Origin of the sequence: Bacillus sp. LK2, assembly GCF_001043575.1 — a bacterium.
Classification (GTDB): Bacteria; Bacillota; Bacilli; order Bacillales; family Bacillaceae_G; genus Bacillus_A; species Bacillus_A paramycoides.
This window is the reverse complement of the sequence record NZ_LDUK01000038.1, coordinates 16441-37537: the sequence shown is the minus strand read 5'-3', so window position 1 is coordinate 37537 and position 21097 is coordinate 16441. Positions and strand designations below refer to the sequence as shown.

Annotated in this window: 18 protein-coding genes and 1 pseudogene; 1 reads left to right on the top strand and 18 read right to left on the bottom strand. The window is 36.6% G+C overall.

Features of this window, described 5'->3' with window-relative positions; translation table 11 throughout:
- Positions 1 to 17 precede the first annotated feature (17 nt).
- A complete protein-coding gene (tet, locus tag VK90_RS20090; RefSeq protein ID WP_048374724.1) occupies positions 18 to 1961 on the top strand; it encodes a tetracycline resistance ribosomal protection protein in 1944 nt (647 codons plus the stop codon).
- Between the two features lie 70 nt (positions 1962 to 2031).
- Here the strand turns inward: tet and VK90_RS20085 are convergent, their stop codons facing one another.
- The 18 genes and pseudogenes from VK90_RS20085 to VK90_RS20000 form a co-directional block, all read right to left on the bottom strand.
- Complete coding sequence (locus VK90_RS20085) at positions 2032 to 3144, bottom strand: cupin domain-containing protein (RefSeq protein ID WP_048374723.1); 1113 nt, start codon at positions 3142 to 3144, stop codon at positions 2032 to 2034.
- A gap of 14 nt (positions 3145 to 3158) precedes the next feature.
- A complete protein-coding gene (locus VK90_RS20080) occupies positions 3159 to 3647 on the bottom strand; it encodes a DinB family protein (RefSeq protein ID WP_231595914.1) in 489 nt (162 codons plus the stop codon).
- Positions 3648 to 3655: 8 nt separating this feature from the next.
- A complete protein-coding gene (locus VK90_RS20075) occupies positions 3656 to 4600 on the bottom strand; it encodes a fumarylacetoacetate hydrolase family protein (RefSeq protein ID WP_048374718.1) in 945 nt (314 codons plus the stop codon).
- A 105-nt stretch (positions 4601 to 4705) separates the two neighbouring features.
- Positions 4706 to 5263 carry a hypothetical protein gene (locus tag VK90_RS20070; protein ID WP_048374716.1) on the bottom strand — a complete coding sequence of 186 codons (558 nt, stop codon included), beginning with the start codon at positions 5261 to 5263 and terminating at the stop codon, positions 4706 to 4708.
- Positions 5264 to 5331: 68 nt separating this feature from the next.
- Positions 5332 to 6561: an FAD-dependent oxidoreductase gene (locus VK90_RS20065; RefSeq protein WP_048374714.1), complete on the bottom strand. Its 1230-nt coding sequence runs from the start codon at positions 6559 to 6561 to the stop codon at positions 5332 to 5334.
- A 55-nt stretch (positions 6562 to 6616) separates the two neighbouring features.
- On the bottom strand, positions 6617 to 7033 hold the full coding sequence (locus VK90_RS20060) for an acyl-CoA thioesterase (protein WP_048374713.1): 417 nt from the start codon (positions 7031 to 7033) through the stop codon (positions 6617 to 6619).
- A gap of 27 nt (positions 7034 to 7060) precedes the next feature.
- Positions 7061 to 8607, bottom strand: a pseudogene (locus VK90_RS20055) (class I adenylate-forming enzyme family protein).
- 163 nt (positions 8608 to 8770) lie between these two features.
- Positions 8771 to 9892: an acetyl-CoA C-acetyltransferase gene (locus VK90_RS20050; protein WP_048374711.1), complete on the bottom strand. Its 1122-nt coding sequence runs from the start codon at positions 9890 to 9892 to the stop codon at positions 8771 to 8773.
- Positions 9893 to 9907: 15 nt separating this feature from the next.
- The gene (locus VK90_RS20045) at positions 9908 to 10687 is read right to left on the bottom strand and encodes an enoyl-CoA hydratase/isomerase family protein (protein WP_048374811.1); all 780 of its coding nucleotides are present in this window, start codon (positions 10685 to 10687) and stop codon (positions 9908 to 9910) included.
- Between the two features lie 19 nt (positions 10688 to 10706).
- Complete coding sequence (locus tag VK90_RS20040) at positions 10707 to 11561, bottom strand: 3-hydroxyacyl-CoA dehydrogenase family protein (protein WP_048374709.1); 855 nt, start codon at positions 11559 to 11561, stop codon at positions 10707 to 10709.
- 259 nt (positions 11562 to 11820) lie between these two features.
- On the bottom strand, positions 11821 to 13206 hold the full coding sequence (locus VK90_RS20035) for a glycoside hydrolase family 1 protein (RefSeq protein WP_048374707.1): 1386 nt from the start codon (positions 13204 to 13206) through the stop codon (positions 11821 to 11823).
- Positions 13207 to 13255: 49 nt separating this feature from the next.
- Positions 13256 to 13576, bottom strand: a complete 321-nt coding sequence (locus tag VK90_RS20030; RefSeq protein ID WP_048374706.1) for a PTS lactose/cellobiose transporter subunit IIA — start codon at positions 13574 to 13576, stop codon at positions 13256 to 13258.
- Between the two features lie 113 nt (positions 13577 to 13689).
- A complete protein-coding gene (locus VK90_RS20025) occupies positions 13690 to 14994 on the bottom strand; it encodes a PTS sugar transporter subunit IIC (RefSeq protein WP_048374704.1) in 1305 nt (434 codons plus the stop codon).
- 33 nt (positions 14995 to 15027) lie between these two features.
- On the bottom strand, positions 15028 to 15810 hold the full coding sequence (locus tag VK90_RS20020) for a histidine phosphatase family protein (RefSeq protein WP_048374703.1): 783 nt from the start codon (positions 15808 to 15810) through the stop codon (positions 15028 to 15030).
- Between the two features lie 86 nt (positions 15811 to 15896).
- The gene (locus tag VK90_RS20015; protein WP_053081443.1) at positions 15897 to 17189 is read right to left on the bottom strand and encodes a prolyl oligopeptidase family serine peptidase; all 1293 of its coding nucleotides are present in this window, start codon (positions 17187 to 17189) and stop codon (positions 15897 to 15899) included.
- Positions 17190 to 17231: 42 nt separating this feature from the next.
- Positions 17232 to 17534, bottom strand: coding sequence for a PTS sugar transporter subunit IIB (locus tag VK90_RS20010; protein WP_048374701.1), 303 nt, complete (start codon positions 17532 to 17534; stop codon positions 17232 to 17234).
- Positions 17535 to 17788: 254 nt separating this feature from the next.
- Complete coding sequence (locus tag VK90_RS20005; RefSeq protein WP_048374699.1) at positions 17789 to 18610, bottom strand: MerR family transcriptional regulator; 822 nt, start codon at positions 18608 to 18610, stop codon at positions 17789 to 17791.
- Between the two features lie 210 nt (positions 18611 to 18820).
- Complete coding sequence (locus tag VK90_RS20000) at positions 18821 to 21022, bottom strand: helix-turn-helix domain-containing protein (RefSeq protein WP_048374697.1); 2202 nt, start codon at positions 21020 to 21022, stop codon at positions 18821 to 18823.
- Positions 21023 to 21097 lie beyond the last annotated feature (75 nt).

Genomic DNA, 21097 nt, shown 5'->3' with positions numbered 1-21097 from the left:
AATGAGGATTTCAATATATGACAACAATAAATATAGGGATTGTCGCGCACGTGGACGCTGGCAAGACGAGTTTGACTGAGCGTGTTCTTTATGAAACAAATGTGATTAAAGAAATCGGCCGAGTAGATAGCGGAAATACGCATACTGATTCAATGGAATTAGAAAGACAACGAGGAATTACAATTAAAGCATCTGTCGTTTCTTTCTTTCTTGATGATTTAAAAGTAAATGTCATTGATACACCTGGACACGCTGATTTTATCGCTGAAGTGGAGCGATCATTCCGCGTTTTAGACGGTGCGATTTTAGTTATCTCTGCCGTTGAAGGTGTGCAAGCACAAACAAAAATCTTAATGCGGACATTACAGAAACTAAACATACCGACTGTTTTATTTATTAATAAAATTGATCGTAGTGGTGCAAATACTGAAAAAGTTGTGAAACAAATAAGAGAAACTCTTTCAAATGAAGTATTACCCTTCTATGCAGTTGAAAACGAAGGAACAAAACAAGCTCGCATTATTGAATATGAATCATATGAAGATTGTATTGAACTACTAGCAACATATAACGAATCATTACTTGAATCGTATGTAAATAACGAAATTGTACCGGACGCACTATTAAGAAAAGAACTAGAAAAGCAAATACAGCGAGCAAATGTATACCCTATCTTTTTCGGTTCAGCAATGACAGGTATAGGGATAACTGAATTACTCGAAAATATTTCAGTCTTGCTTCCAGCAAATATTTCGTCTCAAGATGATATATTGTCCGGTGTTGTTTTTAAAATTGAACGTGAGTCTTCTGGCGAAAAGATAGCTTATGTAAGAGTTTTTTCTGGTAGTTTACACGTTAGAAAACATGTTGATATTCAGCGTAGTAAGTCTCTTACACATAAAGAAAAGATTAAAAAAATGTGTATTTTTCATAATGGCAATGCAGTTCAAACTCCTACTGTTCAAAGTGGAGAGTTTGGTAAAGTGTGGGGATTTAGCAATATTAAAATTGGTGATATTATCGGAGAACGGACGAATCATATTAAAGACATTCAATTGGCCGAACCACAAATGGAAGCAGCTATTGAAGCAATGCCAAAAGAACGAATTCATGATTTATACGCTGCACTTATGGAGCTATGCGAAGAAGATCCACTCATAAAAGTGTGGAAAGATAATATTCATAATGAACTGTACATTCGCCTTTTCGGTGAAGTGCAGAAAGAAGTTATCGAGACAACGCTTCATGAAAAATACAATCTACAAGTTACTTTTTCAAATACGCGAGTTGTATGTATTGAAAAACCAGTTGGTATAGGAAATGCCATTGAAATGATGGGAGAAAAAGCGAACCCATTTTACGCAACAATCGGCTTCAAAATTGAACGAGGTGAGCTTAACTCTGGCATAACGTATAACTTAGGTGTTGAGCTTGGATCACTACCTTTAGCATTTCATAAAGCGATTGAAGATACTGTATTTCAAACATTAAAACAAGGTTTATACGGATGGGAAGTTACTGATATTTCCGTCACATTAACTCATACCGGTTATGCAAGCCCTGTCACAACAGCGAGCGACTTTAGAAATATAACACCGCTCGTTTTAATGGCTGCTTTAAAACAAGCCGAAACTTGTGTGTATGAACCAGTAAATGAATTTGAGTTAACAGTTCCGGAGCACGCAATTAGTACAGCGATGTATAAACTAGTTGCCATTCCAGCAACTTTCGCAGAGCCTATATTGTACAATGATTCTTACCACTTAACTGGATCATTACCTGTATCAAAAACTGAAAACTTTAAGCGACTACTACATTCATTTACTGAAGGTGAAGGTATCTTTACAACAAAGCCAGCTGGTTTCACAGAACTGTTGGCTCCCTTCCCTACTCGAAAACGGGTTGACTTTAATCCGCTCAATCGGAAAGATTATTTACTTCATGTGTTGAAGGCTTATTAATCAACAAAAAATAGAAAGCGCCCTCTAGTATGATAAATCCTTTTCTAGAGGGCACTTTTTTTAAATAAGATTACGGTAGCGCTGGTTCAAACTCTCCTGTAATCGTTTGATATCCATTATTGTTCTCATACTCTTGCTTACGTTCTAATCCGAATTTTTCTAAGATCGGAAGGTCGTTAGTTGAAAATAAATAGCTATTTTCTAATGCTACATGTTCGTGCCATGCCCAGTTTGGTACAACAAAGAAGTCTCCTTTAGACCAATCAAAGCGAACACCATTAATAATCGTATATCCTGTCCCCTCATGCACATGATAGATTGATGCATGTGTATGGCGATGTGCTTTCCCTTTATATCCTTCTGGTAATTTTTGCATCCAAGCCGCAATCGTTGGACATGCTGTCTCTCCGTTCGATGGGTTTATATATTCAACAGCATAGCCATCGTAAGCATCTGGCTCAAAACGACTTAATCCAATAAGCGCCGCTTCTGTTCCTGACCACTTATAAGAACTAAGAGGAGCTTTCTTTGCATATCGATCCGAAATAGGTCGAACCATTCCACCTTCATATCGCTTAGTAGTATAATTATCTGGAACATTTGGTTGTTCAATTTTTTCTGGATACGGCTCAAAGAACGTGCCGCCAAGATAATAAATGGTCGGAATATCAAGGCAATCCATCCAAATCATCGGTTTGTCACCAGTGTGACCGTGTCCATGCCACAGTCCATTTGGAGTTGTTAAGAAATCTCCTCGCTCCATGAAAATACGCTCTCCTTGAACAATTGAGTAAGCCCCTTCTCCTTCCATGACAAAACGCAAGGCGTTTTGAACATGCCGGTGTGATGGAGCGGTTTCTCCAGGTTGTATTAATTGAACCGCTGCATATAATGTTTGGGTTGTCGAAGCCCATCCCCAAGGTTTTCTATAATTAAGTCCTGGATTTTGTAAATAGATGGCCCGGCGCTCTCCCCCGCGGTCTGGTGTAAATATTTGCGTCGCTTCCATTAACTTTTTATGAAGCAATTCAGATTTCCAAAGGTATGCTTGCGCATGCGGTTCAGGTGTATGTTTCATTAAATCTGGGATCGCGTTCCACAATGGACCAAGATGATATTGTTCAATATCACGGTTAAAATCTTGAACGAGTGCACTTTCAAAAAAAACATTTTTTTCTGCCATTTTATTTGCCTCCTTTATCGCTCATTAAATTTAGATATATTCCGCTCGATTTGGTTATAATGCTTTTCTGTATGCTCTACGATGAGGTGATTTACGATGAATTCAATCGGCTTGTTGTCGAAACGAGGATTGCGACTTGGAGCCTTTATGGCTAAATCTTCGGCTGTTAATTTCTTTAATACATTTTCTATAATGACAGGTATTGAAGAAAGCTGTTGAATGACTTCATTTACTGATAGTTTATTTATATTCTCTTCAGAAACTGTCTGTAGGCGAACTTTATCTGTCAGGCCACGGCCCCATAGCTTTTCAGGTTCCAATTTAATATTTTTAATTTCTTTTGCCCAATATGGAATTGCTTCTACTAAATGTGTAATAATTTGCATTACTGACCATTCGTCTTCTGACGGTTTCCAACGAACCGCTTCCTCAGGCAAAGACTTAACAACAGTTTCTATTTTATTAATCGATTCATGGATAGATTCGATAGCATTTACCTGCAAATTTTTAATCATAGCACCGGCACCTCTGATGTTTGTTTCACTCTATTTTCAAGTACACCCACTTGATCAATTTCGATACGAACGATGTCTCCATCTTTAAGAAATGCTTGCGGATTACACGCTACACCTACACCACCTGGAGTACCTGTTAAGATGACATCACCCGGCTCTAATGTTATTAAATTTGATAAGAATGAAACAAGATATGGAACAGAGAATACTAGATTCGCGGTATTGGATTGTTGACGCTTCTCTCCATTAACTGTTAGGACAATTTCTAAGCCAGATGGGTCTGTTAATTCATCCGATGTAATTAACCACGGCCCCATTGGAGCACTTCCTTCAACTGTCTTACCTTGAAGCCACTGAATTGTACGACGTTGAATGTCACGGTAAGTAATATCATTTGCAATCGTATACCCTGCCACATACTCGAGAGCGTCTGCTTCTGAAACATTTCGGGCACGCTTTCCAATTACAAAAGCAAATTCCGCTTCGTAATCTAGCTGTTCAGAAATTGGATAAAAAGGAATATCATCTTGTGGGCCAACTACAGTATTAGCAAACTTCGCAAAGATAACTGGATATGGAGGTAACTCTCGTTTCATTTCCAAAATATGCTCACGATAATTGTGGCCTACACAAATAATTTTTCCTGGAGAAGGAACTGGAGCTTCGATTTTGACTTCCTCCTCTTCAAATATCATTTTAACTTCATTCTCATTCGCAAGTGCATAAGCAATAGCTGCCTTTGCTAGATTCATACTTTCTGTTCCACCTTGTAAAAAACCATTCATATCCTTTGGAATATACGCTTCTGCAATTTGAGCGGCCCGAAGATTCCCCTCTGATTTCAACTTCGCTTTAAAAGCTGCGTGCAGATCAATTAATTTTCGATTTTCTAAAGCTGCAATTCTAGTTTCTCCGCTATGTGTAAAAGTAACAAGTTTCATATTAATCTCCCTCTCTTAAAATATAGATCTCAAATAGGTAAACCTCTTTCTTCCTACATAATCAAAAGTAATTGCGGGCCACATTTTTATATACTCTTATCTTAGTTACAATAGATAAAAGGTATCGCCTTCCGGACCAAGAGGTAAATGTCCCCCTTCTAGTAACTCAACTATCGGGAGAAACAGATTATTTTCTTCAGCTAATTCAGTTGCACATGCAAGAACACTGATGTACATCGCATGCCCTACGAGAAATTTGACTGCTTTCTCATCACCAAATATATTGAGCGCTTGCTTATAGGCTCCATGGAATATTGCCTCAGGCACTTTATCTACCACATCTGCAAGGAGTTTTTCGTTTCCTGTACGTACAATTTTCCCCTTTAACTGATCTGGCACTTCTTTTAGTGCTTCCCAAAAAGTACTGTCTTCAAAAGAAAGCCTTCCAATTGTTTCATTTAATTGTTTTCTCGAAATCCATCTTATTTCATATTCACTAATATTTAGTGAACTCATGAATCGATCTACTTTCTTCTCGGCTTCTAGATTCTGTTGTCCAGCATTCACATACCAGTCCAAAGTCGTTAACCGCTCAATTATTTCATTCGCATGACGAGCACCCGAACCGTACTTCTCTTCATTTATTAATTGCGACAAGGCCACTCCATATCTCTCCTTTCATTTTGTTCACATTACTCATCTAGCTGTTTTTTCTTACAATTTCACCAAGATTAATATTTTGTAGTCAGTTCAGGTGGTCCAAATTTTGGTCCGTAAGGCCCTTCATCAAGCCATCTTCCCAATCTCGGAACGATAGATACCATTGAGGCCGCGATTTCTCGTTTCATTTTCATCTCAGAAGAATTTCCTTGAAGGTGATGAAGTGCAGTCGTCGAAGCATCACGGTTCCATTTAGCTGCGATTCGGCGTTCCTTTGCAGCTGCTTCAATCGCTTCTATCCGCTCTTCCTCAGAATGAGATTGCAACGCTTTCTCTATGCCTCGTACAGCAATAACAGCATCTGGAACCCCAGAATTTAATCCCCGTGCACCGAATGGAGCAAATAAATGTGCAGCTTCCCCAGCAAGAAGAATGCGACGCTTTACGTCAGTAAATGAATTTGCCACTACTTGGTGGAAACGATATGAAGACACCCATGTAATCCGCTCAGCATACTTAGCATCCATCACCTTTGGCAGCCATTCTTTAACACTTTCAATATTTGTGTAATCCTCTACGTTGTCTGATTCAAGTAGCTGTAGATCAATACGCCATCCTCCTTTAAACGGAACAAACATTACGTTTCTTTCCCCCATAGCTGGATGTTGGTAATGGAATATTCTTTCTAAAGGTAGCGGGTTCGCTTCATCTTCTTTCGCATCCACAACGATAAAAGTATCTGCAGTGCGCGGTCCTTCGAATTTTAATCCAGCCTGCTCTCTTACGATCGAACGCGCTCCATCACAACCAATCACATACTGTGCCTTTAAAGTTTCTCCACGCGTAGTAGTTAATTGCACTCCGTAGTCTGTAACATCTAACTTATTAATTGGGGCATTCCATAAAAATTCAACCCCCGCCTCCATACAAGCCTCATATATATGCTTTTCAATCTCATCTTGATGGAGCGCCGTAAAATGGGGTAATCTGTTTGACTCAAGATTTTCATCTTTGCCGTAATTGCGCATATACACTTCCTTTCCTTTGTAAAACGTTCGTTTGACAGGCCAAATGATTCCATTTCGAGCAAGTGTAAAACCAAGTCCTTCTGCAGTCTCCTCCAGAAGCTTTAATGAAGCACTATGCAAATAAATGGCTCTACTTCCTGGGCGTGGTCTACCTAATGGATCCGCTTCTATTACTAAAGTTGATATCCCCTTTTTTTGTAATGCAAGTCCCGCTATAAGCCCTACTGGACCTGCACCAACGACAATCACATCATATTTTTTATCATTTGCCATAAATAACTCCCCTTTGTCTATAAACTCCCTACGCCTTGCCTTAGTTTATTCGTTTTTAACTCTCCACTGCCTTTATCTCTGGCATCATCTTCTGCCGAACATCCTCAGGTATTGGATACGCTTTCACTTCTTCTTTGAAAGAAGTCCATGCACGAGTTTCATAACCTTCTGCTACAACTTGTTCCCCTTTTACAAAGACATGCTGAATTGTAAAGACTTTATTATACAAAACGTTTATCGTACTTTTCACAACTACATGATCTTCAAAACGAAGAGGCGACATAAATTTACACTTTGTTTCGAGTAACGGTAAACCAATCTGTTGTTCTACGAAAAGTTTGGCGGAAGGATAACCAATTTTTTTAAAATATTCATGAGTTGCTTCATCCATCCATTTATAAAAATTAGGATAATATACAATGCCCGCTGCATCAGTATCTCCCCATCTTACTTGAAATGTATATTCCTCCATCGTCTCTGATCCCCCCTATTCTATCTTTTAAGCCATTGGACTACTATTTGAAGCTACTTGCTCTCTCAATTTTAACTTTTGGATTTTCCCACTAGCTGTTACAGGAAATTCGTCTGTAAATATTACTTTTTCTGGTATTTTGTATATTGCCATTTGGTCTTTGAGATAAAATTTCATTTTCTCTTCCGAACTTACTTCTTCACTTTTCAGCCGAATGACCGCGCATACTACTTCCCCAAGTACTTTATCCGGAAGACCAATGACTGCCGCTTCTATTACTTGCGGATGTTTCATCAGCACCGCTTCAATTTCTTGAGGGTACACATTTAGACCTCCACGTATAATCATTTCTTTTTTCCGGCCTACGAATCTTAAATATCCCTCATTATCGAGAGTGCCTAAATCTCCTGAATAAAACCAATTGTCATTGTCCAAAACCTGCTTTGTCTGCTCGGGCATATTATAATAACCTTTCATTACACCAAAACTCTTCACTACGATTTCTCCCACTTCTCCAGTGGGAAGCTCCACTCTATTTTCATCTACAATTTTCAATGTTACTCCTGGAATTGCCTTTCCGAGAGTTTCTGTTATGTTCTGTTCCGTATCACCATAAGAGGTCATCGTAATAGAAACTGTTTCAGTTATCCCAAACGATTGACAAAGGTTAATTCCCATCCGTTCTCGTATTTCCGTCACTGTTTTCGCCGGAATAGGTGCAGCGCCGACGAGTCCTGCACGTAATGTAGACAAATCATAACGGTCAAAATCTTCTAATTCTAGTTCTTTAATAAACATCGTTGGTACACCTTGCTGGATCGTTACCTTTTCTTTTGCAATTAGCTCTAAAGTTTCTCGTGGTCGAAATTTTTCCTGTAAGACCATTCGAGCACCCGCAGCGACTGCGCAAAGCATGTTAATTGCCATACCGAAAATATGAAACAGCGGTGCGGAAATAATGAACACATCATCTTGTGTACTACGTAACTCTCGCCCAATTGTTTGTGCAGATTGTACAACAGCTCGGTGTGTAACCATTACTCCCTTCGGTATACCAGTTGTTCCTGAAGTATACAAAATACAAAACAAATCACTATTTACGTTTACATCAACTGTTTCTATTTCAGGTATTGCTGAACGAATTAACTCCTCATATGAGACGGTTGATATCTTACAGTAATAGCTTTTTGAACCATACACAGTGCTTTTTCAAAACCAAAATTCTGTTCAAATTCTTCTGAAGCTATTAATATCTTTGGTGTGGAATTTTTCAATATATATTCAATTTCATGTGACTTATATTTTGGATTAAAAGGGACAATCACCGCTCCTAATTTTGCTGCTGCAAAGTAAACAATTACTGTTTCGGACCAGTTTGGTAGAGAAACAGCGATGCGGTCTGTTTTACTTATTCCTAGTCTCTTTAATGCCGCAGCCAAACAATCTACATCGTTTTTTAATTGTTGATATGTGATTCGTTTAGTTAAATCATATAGTGCTTCTTTTTCGCCATATGCTGAAATAACATGTTCTAACAGCTCATACACCGCTAATAAATTTTCATTCTTTTTCATGCTCTCACTCACCTTCTATCATCTTACCAACCAGTCCAATTCTAAAGTTGAACTTCCATTAGTCGGAATTTCCCGATCCCCCTACTTACAGAAAGTTCGCTAATATCAGCATAAACGATGAAGGAAAACCAGGAATATCTCTCCCTGGTTTCCTATTTTCTACCTAGTACAACGCTTCCCAAATTGCTGCAATCCCTTGGCCTCCGCCAATACAAACAGCCGATACTCCGTACTTTTTATTCCTTCTTCTTAATTCATAAATTAAGGACAAGGAAATTCTTGTTCCACTCGCAGCAAGTGGATGACCGATCGCAATTGCTCCTCCATTGACATTGCCCTTCTCAAGATCGAAGCCTAATTCCTTTTGACAAGCTAAATACTGAGCAGAGAATGCTTCATTAATTTCAATTAAGTCTAAATCGTCCAAAGTCAGATTCGCTTTTTCTAATGCAGTTTGAATAGCAGGAACCGGTCCGATACCCATATACTTCGGTTCAACTCCAACTACAGCCCAAGAAATAAGTTTAGCAATTGGTTTTAACTCTCTTTTATTTGCGTAATCACTCGATGCTAATATAACGGCTGCTGCACCATCTACCATCCCGCTTGCACTTCCGGGAGTTACGACGCCATTTTCGACAAAACGCGGCTTTAACTTTGCAAGTTTTTCCAAGCTTGTTTGACGGATATGCTCATCTTCCTCAATGACTTTTTCCCTTGCTAATAGAGCTCGTTCATGACTTGATAGCGCATGCTGATCTACTTCTTCTCTAGTTAATTTATATTTTGCAGCCAAATTCTCAGCTGTTTCTCCCATCGTGCATTTACCATACGTATCATAAAGTCCATCCCATAACCAATCTTCGACAACTGGTCCGCCAAGAGGGCTCCCCCATCTCATCTCGCGTATTACGTGTGGCACTTGACTCATGTTTTCAGTTCCGCCTGCAAGCGCAACATCCGCTTCCCCACTAAGAATATAACGAGCTGCCGTTAAAATGGATTCGACACCAGTTCCACAAAGACGATTGATTGTCAGCGCAGGAACGTGAATTGGAGTACCAGCTTTTAAGCCGACATGCCTTGCCAATAAATGCGCGTCTTTGCTAGATTGCTGAACATTTCCGAAGATAACTTGATTAATATCTTCAGCAGATATGTTAGCTCTCCGTATTGCTTCCTTCGCAGCAATAGCTCCTAAATCTGTTGCATTGATATGCCGAAACGATCCAGAAATTTCAGTAAATGGAGTCCTTGCTCCCTCTAATAAAACTACTTCTCTCATATGCCTCTCACCTCATTATTTTCCCGAATAAACTGGCTTCCTTTTTTCAACGAATGCTTGAAGTCCTTCTTTACGATCATCTGTTGCAAAGGCATTGCCAAAGCAAGTACTTTCGATTATTAGGCCCGATTCAAGGTCAGTATTACTTCCTACATTCACTGCAGTTTTTAACATTTGAAGCGCTACCGGTGGTTTTTGTGCCAGTTTATATGCCCACTCTTTCGCCGCCTCAAACAGCACTTCAGCAGGCACTACTTTGTTTACAATTTGTAAATCTAGGGCACGCTGGGCGTCAAACATGTCGCCGAAATAGAGCAGTTCTTTTGCTACACCTTGACCAACAATCTTTTGGAGACGTTGCGTACCTCCGCCTCCAGGAATAATTCCTAATCCTACTTCTGGAAAAGCGAACTTTGCCTGATCAGAACTAATACGCAAGTCACAGGCTAACGCTAGTTCAAATCCACCTCCAAGAGCTAGTCCATTTACCGCAGCAATAACCGGTTTTGTTATATTCTCAATTTTGGTAAATACCGTTCGAGATGTTTTGTTCATTTTGTTCACACCGACAAGATCAAGTGCGGCCATTTCATTAATATCAGCGCCAGCGACAAATGCTTTTCTTCCGCTTCCTGTAAGAACGATAACTCGCACTTCTTCATTCGCTTCAAGCGCATCAAACATGCTGGAAAGCTCATTGAACACTTGTGTATTCAATGGATTTACAGGTGGTCGATTAATGGTAACAATCGCTACTTTATTTTCGATATCACATAATAAAAATTCATAATTCATTTCTTTTATCCCCCATTCTTTATTCATAATCATAAAAACCTGCACCTGTTTTTTTCCCATGTCGCCCTGCCCTAACGAGCTGTTTTAAAAGTAACGGTGGCGCATATTGATCATCATTTAATTCTTTTTTGAAATATTCCATCACATGATAACCAATGTCTACACCTGCAAAATCTTGTAGTGCGAACGGACCCATTGGATAATTTAGACCAAGTGTAACTGCCTTATCAATATCCTCAGCAGACGCAACACCATCTTCGAGCAATTTGATTGCCTCAATAAATTGCGGAATCATAATTCGATTAACAATAAATCCTGGAGAATCTTTTTTTACTTCGACTGGTTCTTTAGAAAGTTTTTTGGATAACGCTTTCAATTCTTCAACTGTTTCATCACTTGTTCGATACCCTCGTACTACCTCTACAAGTTTCATAATTTGCGCAGGATTAAAGAAATGCATACCTGCGACACGTTCCGGACGATTCGTCGCAGAAGCGATTTCTGTAATTGACATAGATGATGTATTCGTTGCAAGTATAACCCCTTCCGGAGCAATCCGGTCGAGCGCAGCAAAGATCTCTTTCTTTAATTCTAACTTTTCTAACACTGCTTCAATGATTACATCTGCGTCTTTCATATCTTCCAAACTAGTAGTCAATCGAATTCGGCCAAGCGCCACTTCTTTATCTTCTTCAGTCATCTTTCCTCTTGTAACACTCTTCGTCATAAATCCATTCATACGTTGCATTGCATTATCTAAAAAGCGTTCCTCAATATCATGTAAAATAACTGTAAATCCATTTATTGCAGCTAAATTCGCAATTCCAGAACCCATGGATCCAGCACCGACAATACCAATTGTTTGAATCGACATCTTTCATCCTCCTACTCAACTTTGCAAATATTCTGTAAATAAATTATATCTATATCCAAAAAGTTTTTGTATCTACATAGTGTAGGAAATACACATATTTCTTTCGTACATTTTGATGGTATTCATTTCAGTTCAAATAGCTTCATTTTCCATTTAAAGCGAGGTACAGTTATTTCTCATATAAAAAGTGCGCACCTCAAAACAAATAATTTTCCCTTGAGGCACGCACTCTATATGATGTAAACATTGCAACTATATGTTAACGTTCTTTACCATTTGATGATATAACCGCTTTATACCAATAGAAGCTTTGTTTCTTTATTCTTTTTAAATCTTTTAAATCGTCTTCATCACGATTTATATAAATAAAACCATATCTTTTTCTAAAACCTTGATGCGTAGAAATTAAATCTATCGCTGCCCAAGGACAATACCCAATGACATCAACACCATCGGCAATAGCTAGCTCCATTTGTTCAATATGTTTTCTTAAGTAATCAATTCGATAGTTATCATGAATGGAACCATCTTCATCCAACTTGTCGTATGCACCTATTCCATTCTCTGTAATAATAATCGGTAGGTTGTAACGATCACTAACTTCTCTTAATGTAGCGCGAAAACCAATTGGATCGATCTCCCAGCCAAAATCGGTTAATTCTAGATATTCATTATCATCACCTATGAAGAATCCTTCTTCACCTACTTCGATTTGTTGGTCACCTGTATTATCAATTACAAAGTTCTCATCGTACTCACTAACAGTAATAGAAGAATAATAGTTAAAAGCGATATAATCCGGCTTTGAGCTAGATAAAATTTCCATATCTCCTTCTAATATAACTGGTTCGATATTTTTACTTTTCATAAAATTCCACGCTATATTGTTATAGCGTCCATATACAGCCATATCTAGATATAACCAATTTCGAATTGCATTACAATTTTGAGCTGCAATAATATCGTTAGGTTTACATGTTTTCGGATAAACATAACTAATATTCGGTGCTGGACCAATTTTAGCGTCTTGAATCATTTGATGACATAAGTTCGTAACCTTAGCCTCCGCTAAAAGCATATGATGATTTTGTTGATACAGCTCTTTTTGAGATAATACAGATGTACCAATCGCTTCACCATGTAAAATCATCATATTCTGCTCATTAATGGTTAACCAATTCTTAACCCTATCACCAAAACGTTCAAAAAGAATTTCACAATAATTAACAAATGCATCGATGGTAGATCTATTGCTCCATCCACCCTTTTTCTCTAATTCATACGGTAAATCAAAATGATACATCGTTACTAACGGTAAGATATCATGCTTCAGCAATTCATCAATTAGATTGCTATAGAATGTAATACCTTTTTCATTCACTTCTCCTGTACCATTTGGAAGAATTCGCGTCCAAGCTATTGAAAAGCGATATACTTTTAGCCCTAATTCAGAAAAAAGTTTCACATCTTCTTTAAAATGATGATAATGATCACTACAAACTTTAAAATCTGACGTACCTTCAGGAATAACTTTCACATCTTGAACAGAAAGGCCTTTTCCATCTTCATTATAGGCTCCTTCTACTTGGTAAGCGCTTGTGGAAGCCCCCCATAAAAAGTCTTTTTTAAATGTACGATTGAGCATAATTTTTACCTGTCCTTTTCAAAAATAGTATTGTTATAGTTTGTTTATATTAAGCTTGTTTCACTAAAAATGTTTCATAAACACTTATAAGCTCTTCCGCTATAATTTTAAATCCTTCTGCACTCATTAATTGATCTTCTGCATGTGCTAACAATAAACTTACTTCTACTTTTTCACCAGCTGCTTCTTTACTAATTAATCCAGCATGCGCTCTATGCCCTTCAATAAAAGTTTCACTACCCTCATTCATTAAATCTCTTGCTTTTTCAAAGTTACCCATTTTTGCTTCTTGAATTGCTTCAATATATGAAGATCGTGCGCTACCTACCGCTGATATAATTTGAAATACTACTAATTCATTTTGTTCCATAACTATTCTCCTAACATTTTTTTATTTTTATTATTCAAAAAATAATCAGTGAGGTTTAGCTCATCCCCACCCATTACTAGCCCACAATAATCAGGGTTTTGAGGAATACATTATTATTGTTGTTGTGCTGCTACTTGTTGTTCTGCCTCATAAGCCTTCTTATCTCCCATTTTAAAGAACGGATAATATAGTAGAATTTGAGAGATAATAATTAATACCGTCATGATTAATAGTAACCAACCACCAGAAATATAACCTGCAAATGGTGCTGGTGTTACCCATGGCAATTCAATAAGTGGGTTGAATTTAGATAAGATTCCCGTGATTTTAAGGAATACGATACAAATTAACCCGCCAACTATTGAAGATGCTACTAATGGAATAAAGTAGATTGGATTCAGAACAAGCGGTAATCCAAATACAATCGGCTCATTAATATTAAAGATATTTGGGATGATACCGATTTTTCCAAGTGATTTATATTGCTCCGATTTTGCAAATAACAGATTTATAGCTAAACCTAACGTATTCCCTGTTCCACCAATGGCAACTGCAAAATGCATTAAACTAAATCCTAAATAAGGAATTTCCGCAAAAGGTGTTCCTGAAGCGAAAGCTGTAATTGCTGCCGTAAATAATGGAGCCGTCGCACTATACCATACATTTATGATTGGTGCTGGATGTAAACCGAAGAACCAACATAAATTCATAAAAGTAAAGATCGCAATAACTGACCAAACGGACGATCCAATTACTTTTACAGGTAACGAGATTACTTGGCTTACAAAGTTAAAAATATTTTCATATGGAGTATATCCAAATATTACTCTAATAAAGAAGATAAGCGTGAAAATGATGATTGAAATAAATACAGGATTAATCGCATCAGCTACCATAGGTGGTACCGATTCCGGTAATTTTACTCCAATATTTTTTCTTTTTAATGCACAGTACAATTTACCAGTGAACACGCCGACAAACATGGCAACGAATATTCCATCACTACCTAAATACTGATTTAAAATAGCTGGAATTTGTTCTTCCCCAACCTTAACTGACATTGGCATTAAGCATAAGAAACTACCTAATGCTATAACAGCAGCTGTCATTCCGTTCATGCCTTCTTCTTTCACATAAGAATAAGCGATAATGACAACCATATACACTGCTAACAAGCTAAGTGTCGCACTAATCATGTCCTGCATGTGCGTATATAAACCAATTTGAATTAAAAACTCTTTCCATCCTTTAAATGGTAGATTACCTAAAATAGCAAACAACGTAACACCGATCGTAACAGGAATTGTCATCATCATCCCTGATGTAATTGCATTCACTACTTTACTATTTCCGAGATAATTTGTTAGTGGTGTAATAACTCTTTCTAGTCCGTTTCTTATCCCCTCTAATAGTTTCATAATTACCTCCAACGTTTCTGACTTTTAATTATTTTACTTTTTTCCTTTTTCTACATAACTCATATCATTTACAGACTTAACTGTATATTTCCCATCTTTATATACAACTTTTGAAACACTTGCATTTCCTAACCCCTCTTCCACTTCATTTAACGATTCAGGGGATATTGTATATAACAGCCCCATTAATGATGTACCATGTGATACAACAAGGACTTTACCGCCGCCTTTTCCAGCTACTTCTTCTGCAATTTGATCAACTTCATTTTTCATTCTCTTAGTAACTGTTTCTGTGTCTTCAGCTTGTTTACTCTGATCAATCTTTGCTGCCGTATTCAGCATGATATCGATGTCGAAATTATTCATAAATTCTTCATGGGTCATATTATTTGCTTGTGCAAGTTTTTCCCGAAAAGTATGATTTAACTCCCCTTCAAACTCACCGAAACACGCTTCCCGTAAATTTTTACTTTGATTGATATTCATATCTTTATTTCCACTTTGATCTAACACAATTTTCGCTGTTTCTATTGCACGTCCACTATCGCTACTATATGCCTTTTCAAACTTAACACCTTTCAAACCTTTTCCAAGGTATTCAGCTACTTCAATTCCATCTTTAGTAAGGGGCGCGTCTGCCCATCCCTGTACTCTATCAGTCGTGTTTAGCATCGTTTTCCCATGCCTTACTAAATAAAACTCAACCGGCTCTTCTTCTTTTTTCTCTTTCACTTTTTGGCCTTCATTTGCTGAACATCCAAATAATGAAACTGTTAAAGAAACTAATAAGCAAAGTGATACTATTTTTTTACTCATTATGAAATCTCCTTATGGGCTTATAAAAATATGCTGTACCACCCACATGAGTAGGATGATATTTTTATAATTAAGATATTTAATAGTTATTTTGACTGATTAAACAACCAATTTATCATCTCTTTATCTTGCAAAGCTGGTACCCAAGAGAAATGTCCCATTGGTTTAACGATTCCAGTTGGATATTCTGTATATTTGACTAAAGAACCACCTAATTCTTTAATAGCTTGTACAGCATCCCTGCTATATCTCACATCAACTAGCGGATCATCTTCTGCATGGAAGACCCAAATTGGCATATCTTTAATATCCTTGAATACTGAAGTATTTTGTAATGGTTTATATTCTTCAACAAGCTGATTTTCCGGCAAATCTCCTATTCCACAAATCGGAACAGCAGCTGCGAAAAGATCCGGGTTTTTCTTAATAACATTCCAAGTCCCAATTCCACCATTGGACATACCAACAACATATATGCGATTTTTATCAATATCATATTTATCGATGGTTTCTTTTAGTAAATTAAACATCGTAGTATAGTTTGGTTCCTCGGTCCAATATGCTGTAAGGGTTTCAGCTACTTCAACCTGAGGAGCTAACACATATGCAGGGTGTTTCTTTTGTTGTTCTGGATTAGCCCACGCTACAGCGCCCTCATTTCCTACGACTTGCATATAGTTGTCATTTCCTCTTTCACCTGATCCATGTAAAAATAAGACTAATGGATATTTTTTGTTAGGCTCTTTTTTAGGCTCAAAAAGTCTATATTGCATTTTGCTTCCAGATGCATCTTGATATACGCCTTTTTTAAAATCATCTACAACAGGAGTAACTACATTTGAAATTTTATTTTTCTGTTCAGATGCCTTAAAAGTTGCACCTTCTTTTGTTTTAATTTCTTTCTTAAGCGTTAACTTATAATCTAAATTATCTCTTGTGCTTAAAAATTTTTCTTCATTAAATGTTGAGGTAGATGCATATTTATCGTTTTCATCTAATTCGATCACAACGTATTGTCCGTCTTTTGAAGCCTCTGATGCCTCAGCTTTATTATTTGTGTACACTTTATTTATTTTTCTATTTTGAGGTTTCCCATTCACTTCCACCTCAACTTTGAAACTATCTTTTGTGATTTTTGAGCTATCTATTGTATCTCCAAAATCACAAACGACGGTAGCTCCTACTTCCCCATACGGAAGAACATTCGTTATAAGTGTTATATCTGAGTCTTTTAAAGCCTTATCTTTACTTTCTGATGAACATCCTGAAAGTACCAAACCACCTGCTAGACTCCCAATTACCATACATAAAATTGGAAATTCCCTTATCTTTTTCAGACGATGACCTCCCTCAAAATATGTACTTTTCATAACTGACATAACTCGTATAAAGCTCGTTAATCGTTCCCTATGTATAAACTTTTAATCACCTAAAATGGTTTTAACTTGCTCAATTACTTTTTTTCCATCTAACATGCCATAAGCAGCCATATCAATTACTTCAATATGCTTTTCTGGCAATTGACTTTTCACATTATTTAACGCATATCGAACTTGCGGCCCTAATAAAATGATGTCTGCTGTTGGCCCAACGTTCTTTGCTTCAGTTAATGCATAAGCATTAATTTCACAGTTATAGCCTGCTGTTTCTGCATACCCTCTCATTTTGTTCATTAACATACTCGTAGACATACCTGCATTACATAAAAGTACGATATTTCTCATTTTAAAAACCTCCAATAATTAATTTAAGCGTTTTACATTTCGTTTTTGTAAACGCTTACTTCATGAGTTCAATATAAACTATGGTCTAAGACTAGGGTCAATAGCTTAATTTAATTAATTCATTTATTTTGTATAAACTTAACTAAACAACGAGTAACATTTCTTTAATTTCAAAAAAAATGCATACAATTGTAGACTATGTCTAACAATTACATGCATTTCTTCATTTCGTTCTCTACTTCACATTTACGATATCACTTTGCACCGTTTGATTTAAGAATAGGGATCATAATAATATAATGTTCAACTGTTTTTTCTTGACTCTTTGTTTCACAAACGTATCGACATAAAATATCGCCGTTTAGAGTGTATCCCCGTTCCTGCATAACATATAGCGGTTCATCTAATATCAACGATGATAACGGTTCATTCACGTCTTTTTCATATAAATAATTTAAGCACTCGCCCATATCTATTTGAAAAACTGAATCATCCATAGGTAATTGGCATTCTTTCATCTTTAATTCAGAGATAGCCATTACCCAATAACTGTTATCTATATTTTTTATTTTATATTCTTCAAGTGGAATACATAATGCTGGAGAAACTGTTGGCAAGAAATTTAACCATTCTTTTAATAGAGGATTTACACATAGCGCTCCTTCATTTAAATGAACATGTTTGAGAAAATAATAAGTCTCAGCTTGTTTTATAACCCATCGCTCACCTTCTTGTTTGTATTCTTGTAATAAGTTTATAAATTCATTTATTTGCTTTGTTTCTAATTCTAACTGCTTTATCGCTTCATTTTTTTCAGCTATTTTATCATTACATTTTTTCATTATGTCATCATATTCTAAACCGTTAAAAATCGATCCAATTTCCTTAACATGAAATCCCATTTGTCTAAAGCTTCTAATTGCTAAAAATACTCCAAAATCCTCATATGTATAAAATCTAAAACCATTGTCTTTATCTTTTTGTGGTTTTAGGAAGCCTTTCTTTTCATAAAACCTTAAAGCATCTATCGAAACACCAAATTCCTTTCCTACTTCCCCTATTTTATATTTCTTCATGCATATCACCTTCAAATCTATAATCCCTTTTTCAAATACCCTTATAGTGTAACAAGTTTTATAAAACAATTATAGATAAAATGCGTGACTACTTATCTACAATTTAAAACAATAACGAAAAGAAGTTTCACTTCAGGAGAAACTTCTTTTCGTTTTCTTTTTTGATTTTTCAAACTTTTAACAGCGCAGTAGTTCCGAAGTAGAATGGTGTTATTCAATTACCTCACCATACATATCATAAAGCTTTAGTGCCATCATTAAATTGAATCTTTCTTCAGCATGATTTAAATCAACTGAAATGAGTGACTCGATTTTTTCCAGCCTGTACAAAAGCGAGCTTCTATGAATATAAAGTTCTTCTGCAGCGCTTTTTACATTTCCGTTATTTTGTAAAAAAACATGTAATGTATTATATAAGTCTATATTCTTCCCTTCTGAATATTTAAGAAGGGGACCAATTTGCTTATTAATAAATAGGTCTACGGCTGAAGAATGATTTAAATGATGTAAAATAGCATACGATCCTAAATCTTCAAATAGTGCAAATCCCTGTTTGCGAAAGCGGCTGTCTAAAATATTTAGAGCCTGTATTGCTTGCTGATAACTAATATAATAGTCTTCTAGTTGTTGTGTAACCCCGCCAATTCCTATTAATACACTACAGGAAATGGGTGACGAACCTATCCATTTTTGGATGCTATGATATAGTAATTCCCAAAATTTTTTCGGGCTGTTCTTTTGATTTTCGATAGGCACAACAAGGAGTTGCTCATCATTATGAGAAGCAGCTAAAATGCCGGTTCCAAATTCCGGGAGACGTGACTTAATTAAATCCCATACAAGTGATTTTTTCGCTTGCTGTTCGAGCAGGTTCCCTTTTCTTAATTCTTTCTCATCAAGTGAAATCGATAATATAGCTAGTCGATGTTTTTTGAAAAGGTCCCATTGATACAAGTTTGCATATTGCAAAATGTTATCTCGATCTTCTATTTTTTCAGTAAGCAATTTACTAATAAAGCTGTCTTTCATCTGCTCTTTCGTGTCCAGAACGAGCTTCTGTTTAATAAACTGAATGGAACAAATATTCCTTGCCAAGTCCACCGTCAATTGATCAAATATATCTATTTCTCCAACCGGTCTTCGCACCGCTAAATATCCTAGTAAATTACCGCCTCCATTGATAATCCAAAATGAAAAGCAATAACCAATATGCTTTGGATCAGTAATATAAAATGTATCAGTTATTCGTTGTTTACTTCTTTCTTCTCTTGCCAATTCAGCTATTTGTTCTGTTATCTCATCTTCCTCACTATTATTTGAAATAGGTTGTATAAACCTATCAAAAATAATAACTGAATCTTGGAACAGACTGCCTAACATTGTTGTAATTCCTTCAAAATTATTATCCGCGACCGTTTCTTTTAATAAAGCTTGTTGGTAATCTAATAGAAGGTGAAGACGTTGCTTATGTTCTTTTTCACCATTATATAGCCTTGCATTGTCAAGTATAGTTGCCAAATGATTCGCGAGCATTTCCAACGCTTTTAAATCATCCTTCGTAAAGAACCCTTCACGTTTATTTTCAACATGCAAAACCCCAATAGGTTTCATATCAATGAGCAACGGAACAGTAATTTGTTCACCACCAATGGTCTCAAAAAAAGGAAAATGCTCCTTGAGTGCATATTTATCCTCTATCATCATTTTCTGCGGACGCCCTATTTCTCCGTATGAGGGCGGCTGAAAGACAAAACTGTTTTCCTCCTCGTTATAAAGATATATATATGAAAAACTTGCACCTGTTCCAATTCCAGCTTTAGAAGTCACTTCATATACATGTTTCTCTAACGGAACGTCTAGCGAAAGATTTTTACTAAACCATCCAAATCCTTCAATTTTTTTTAATTGCGCTTCCTTTTGTCTAGCTACCGCTATAGCCACGGCTATGTCTTTTCCAAACTCTTCAAATGATATTTCCATATCTAAAAGAGGCACATGACTTGAGAAGGCAACAATACAAAAACCAAAATGTTGGATGTCATCTTTTAATGGGACAGTAAACCAAGTCTTCACACCAGCATATTCCAAAGTTTCCGCCAGTAGGCACATTTCTGGAGCGTCTGCCGTTTGATCCGTTACGCTTTGATATTGAAGTTTCGGAGAACATTCATCAGAATGAATAGGAAATGCTGCAGCTAAGGAAACTAAATTCCCACTCCATGCTCTCGGTAAAAACTGTCCATCTTCATTCAATATTACAGCTACGAAATCACAATATAATTCAGAGCAAAAGGAATCAGTTAAATATTGAAGTGCTTCTTCTTCAGTATCAATCTTTATAAGCTTACGTGATGTATTTCGTAAATGATATTCAACTCTTTTCATTAATTTTTCCCTCTTTTTGACAGACATAGATCATCTCCTCCATTCACCTTTTCTATCTATTGTAAAAGAAGAGATATATAATATGAAAGAAAATATTTCAAG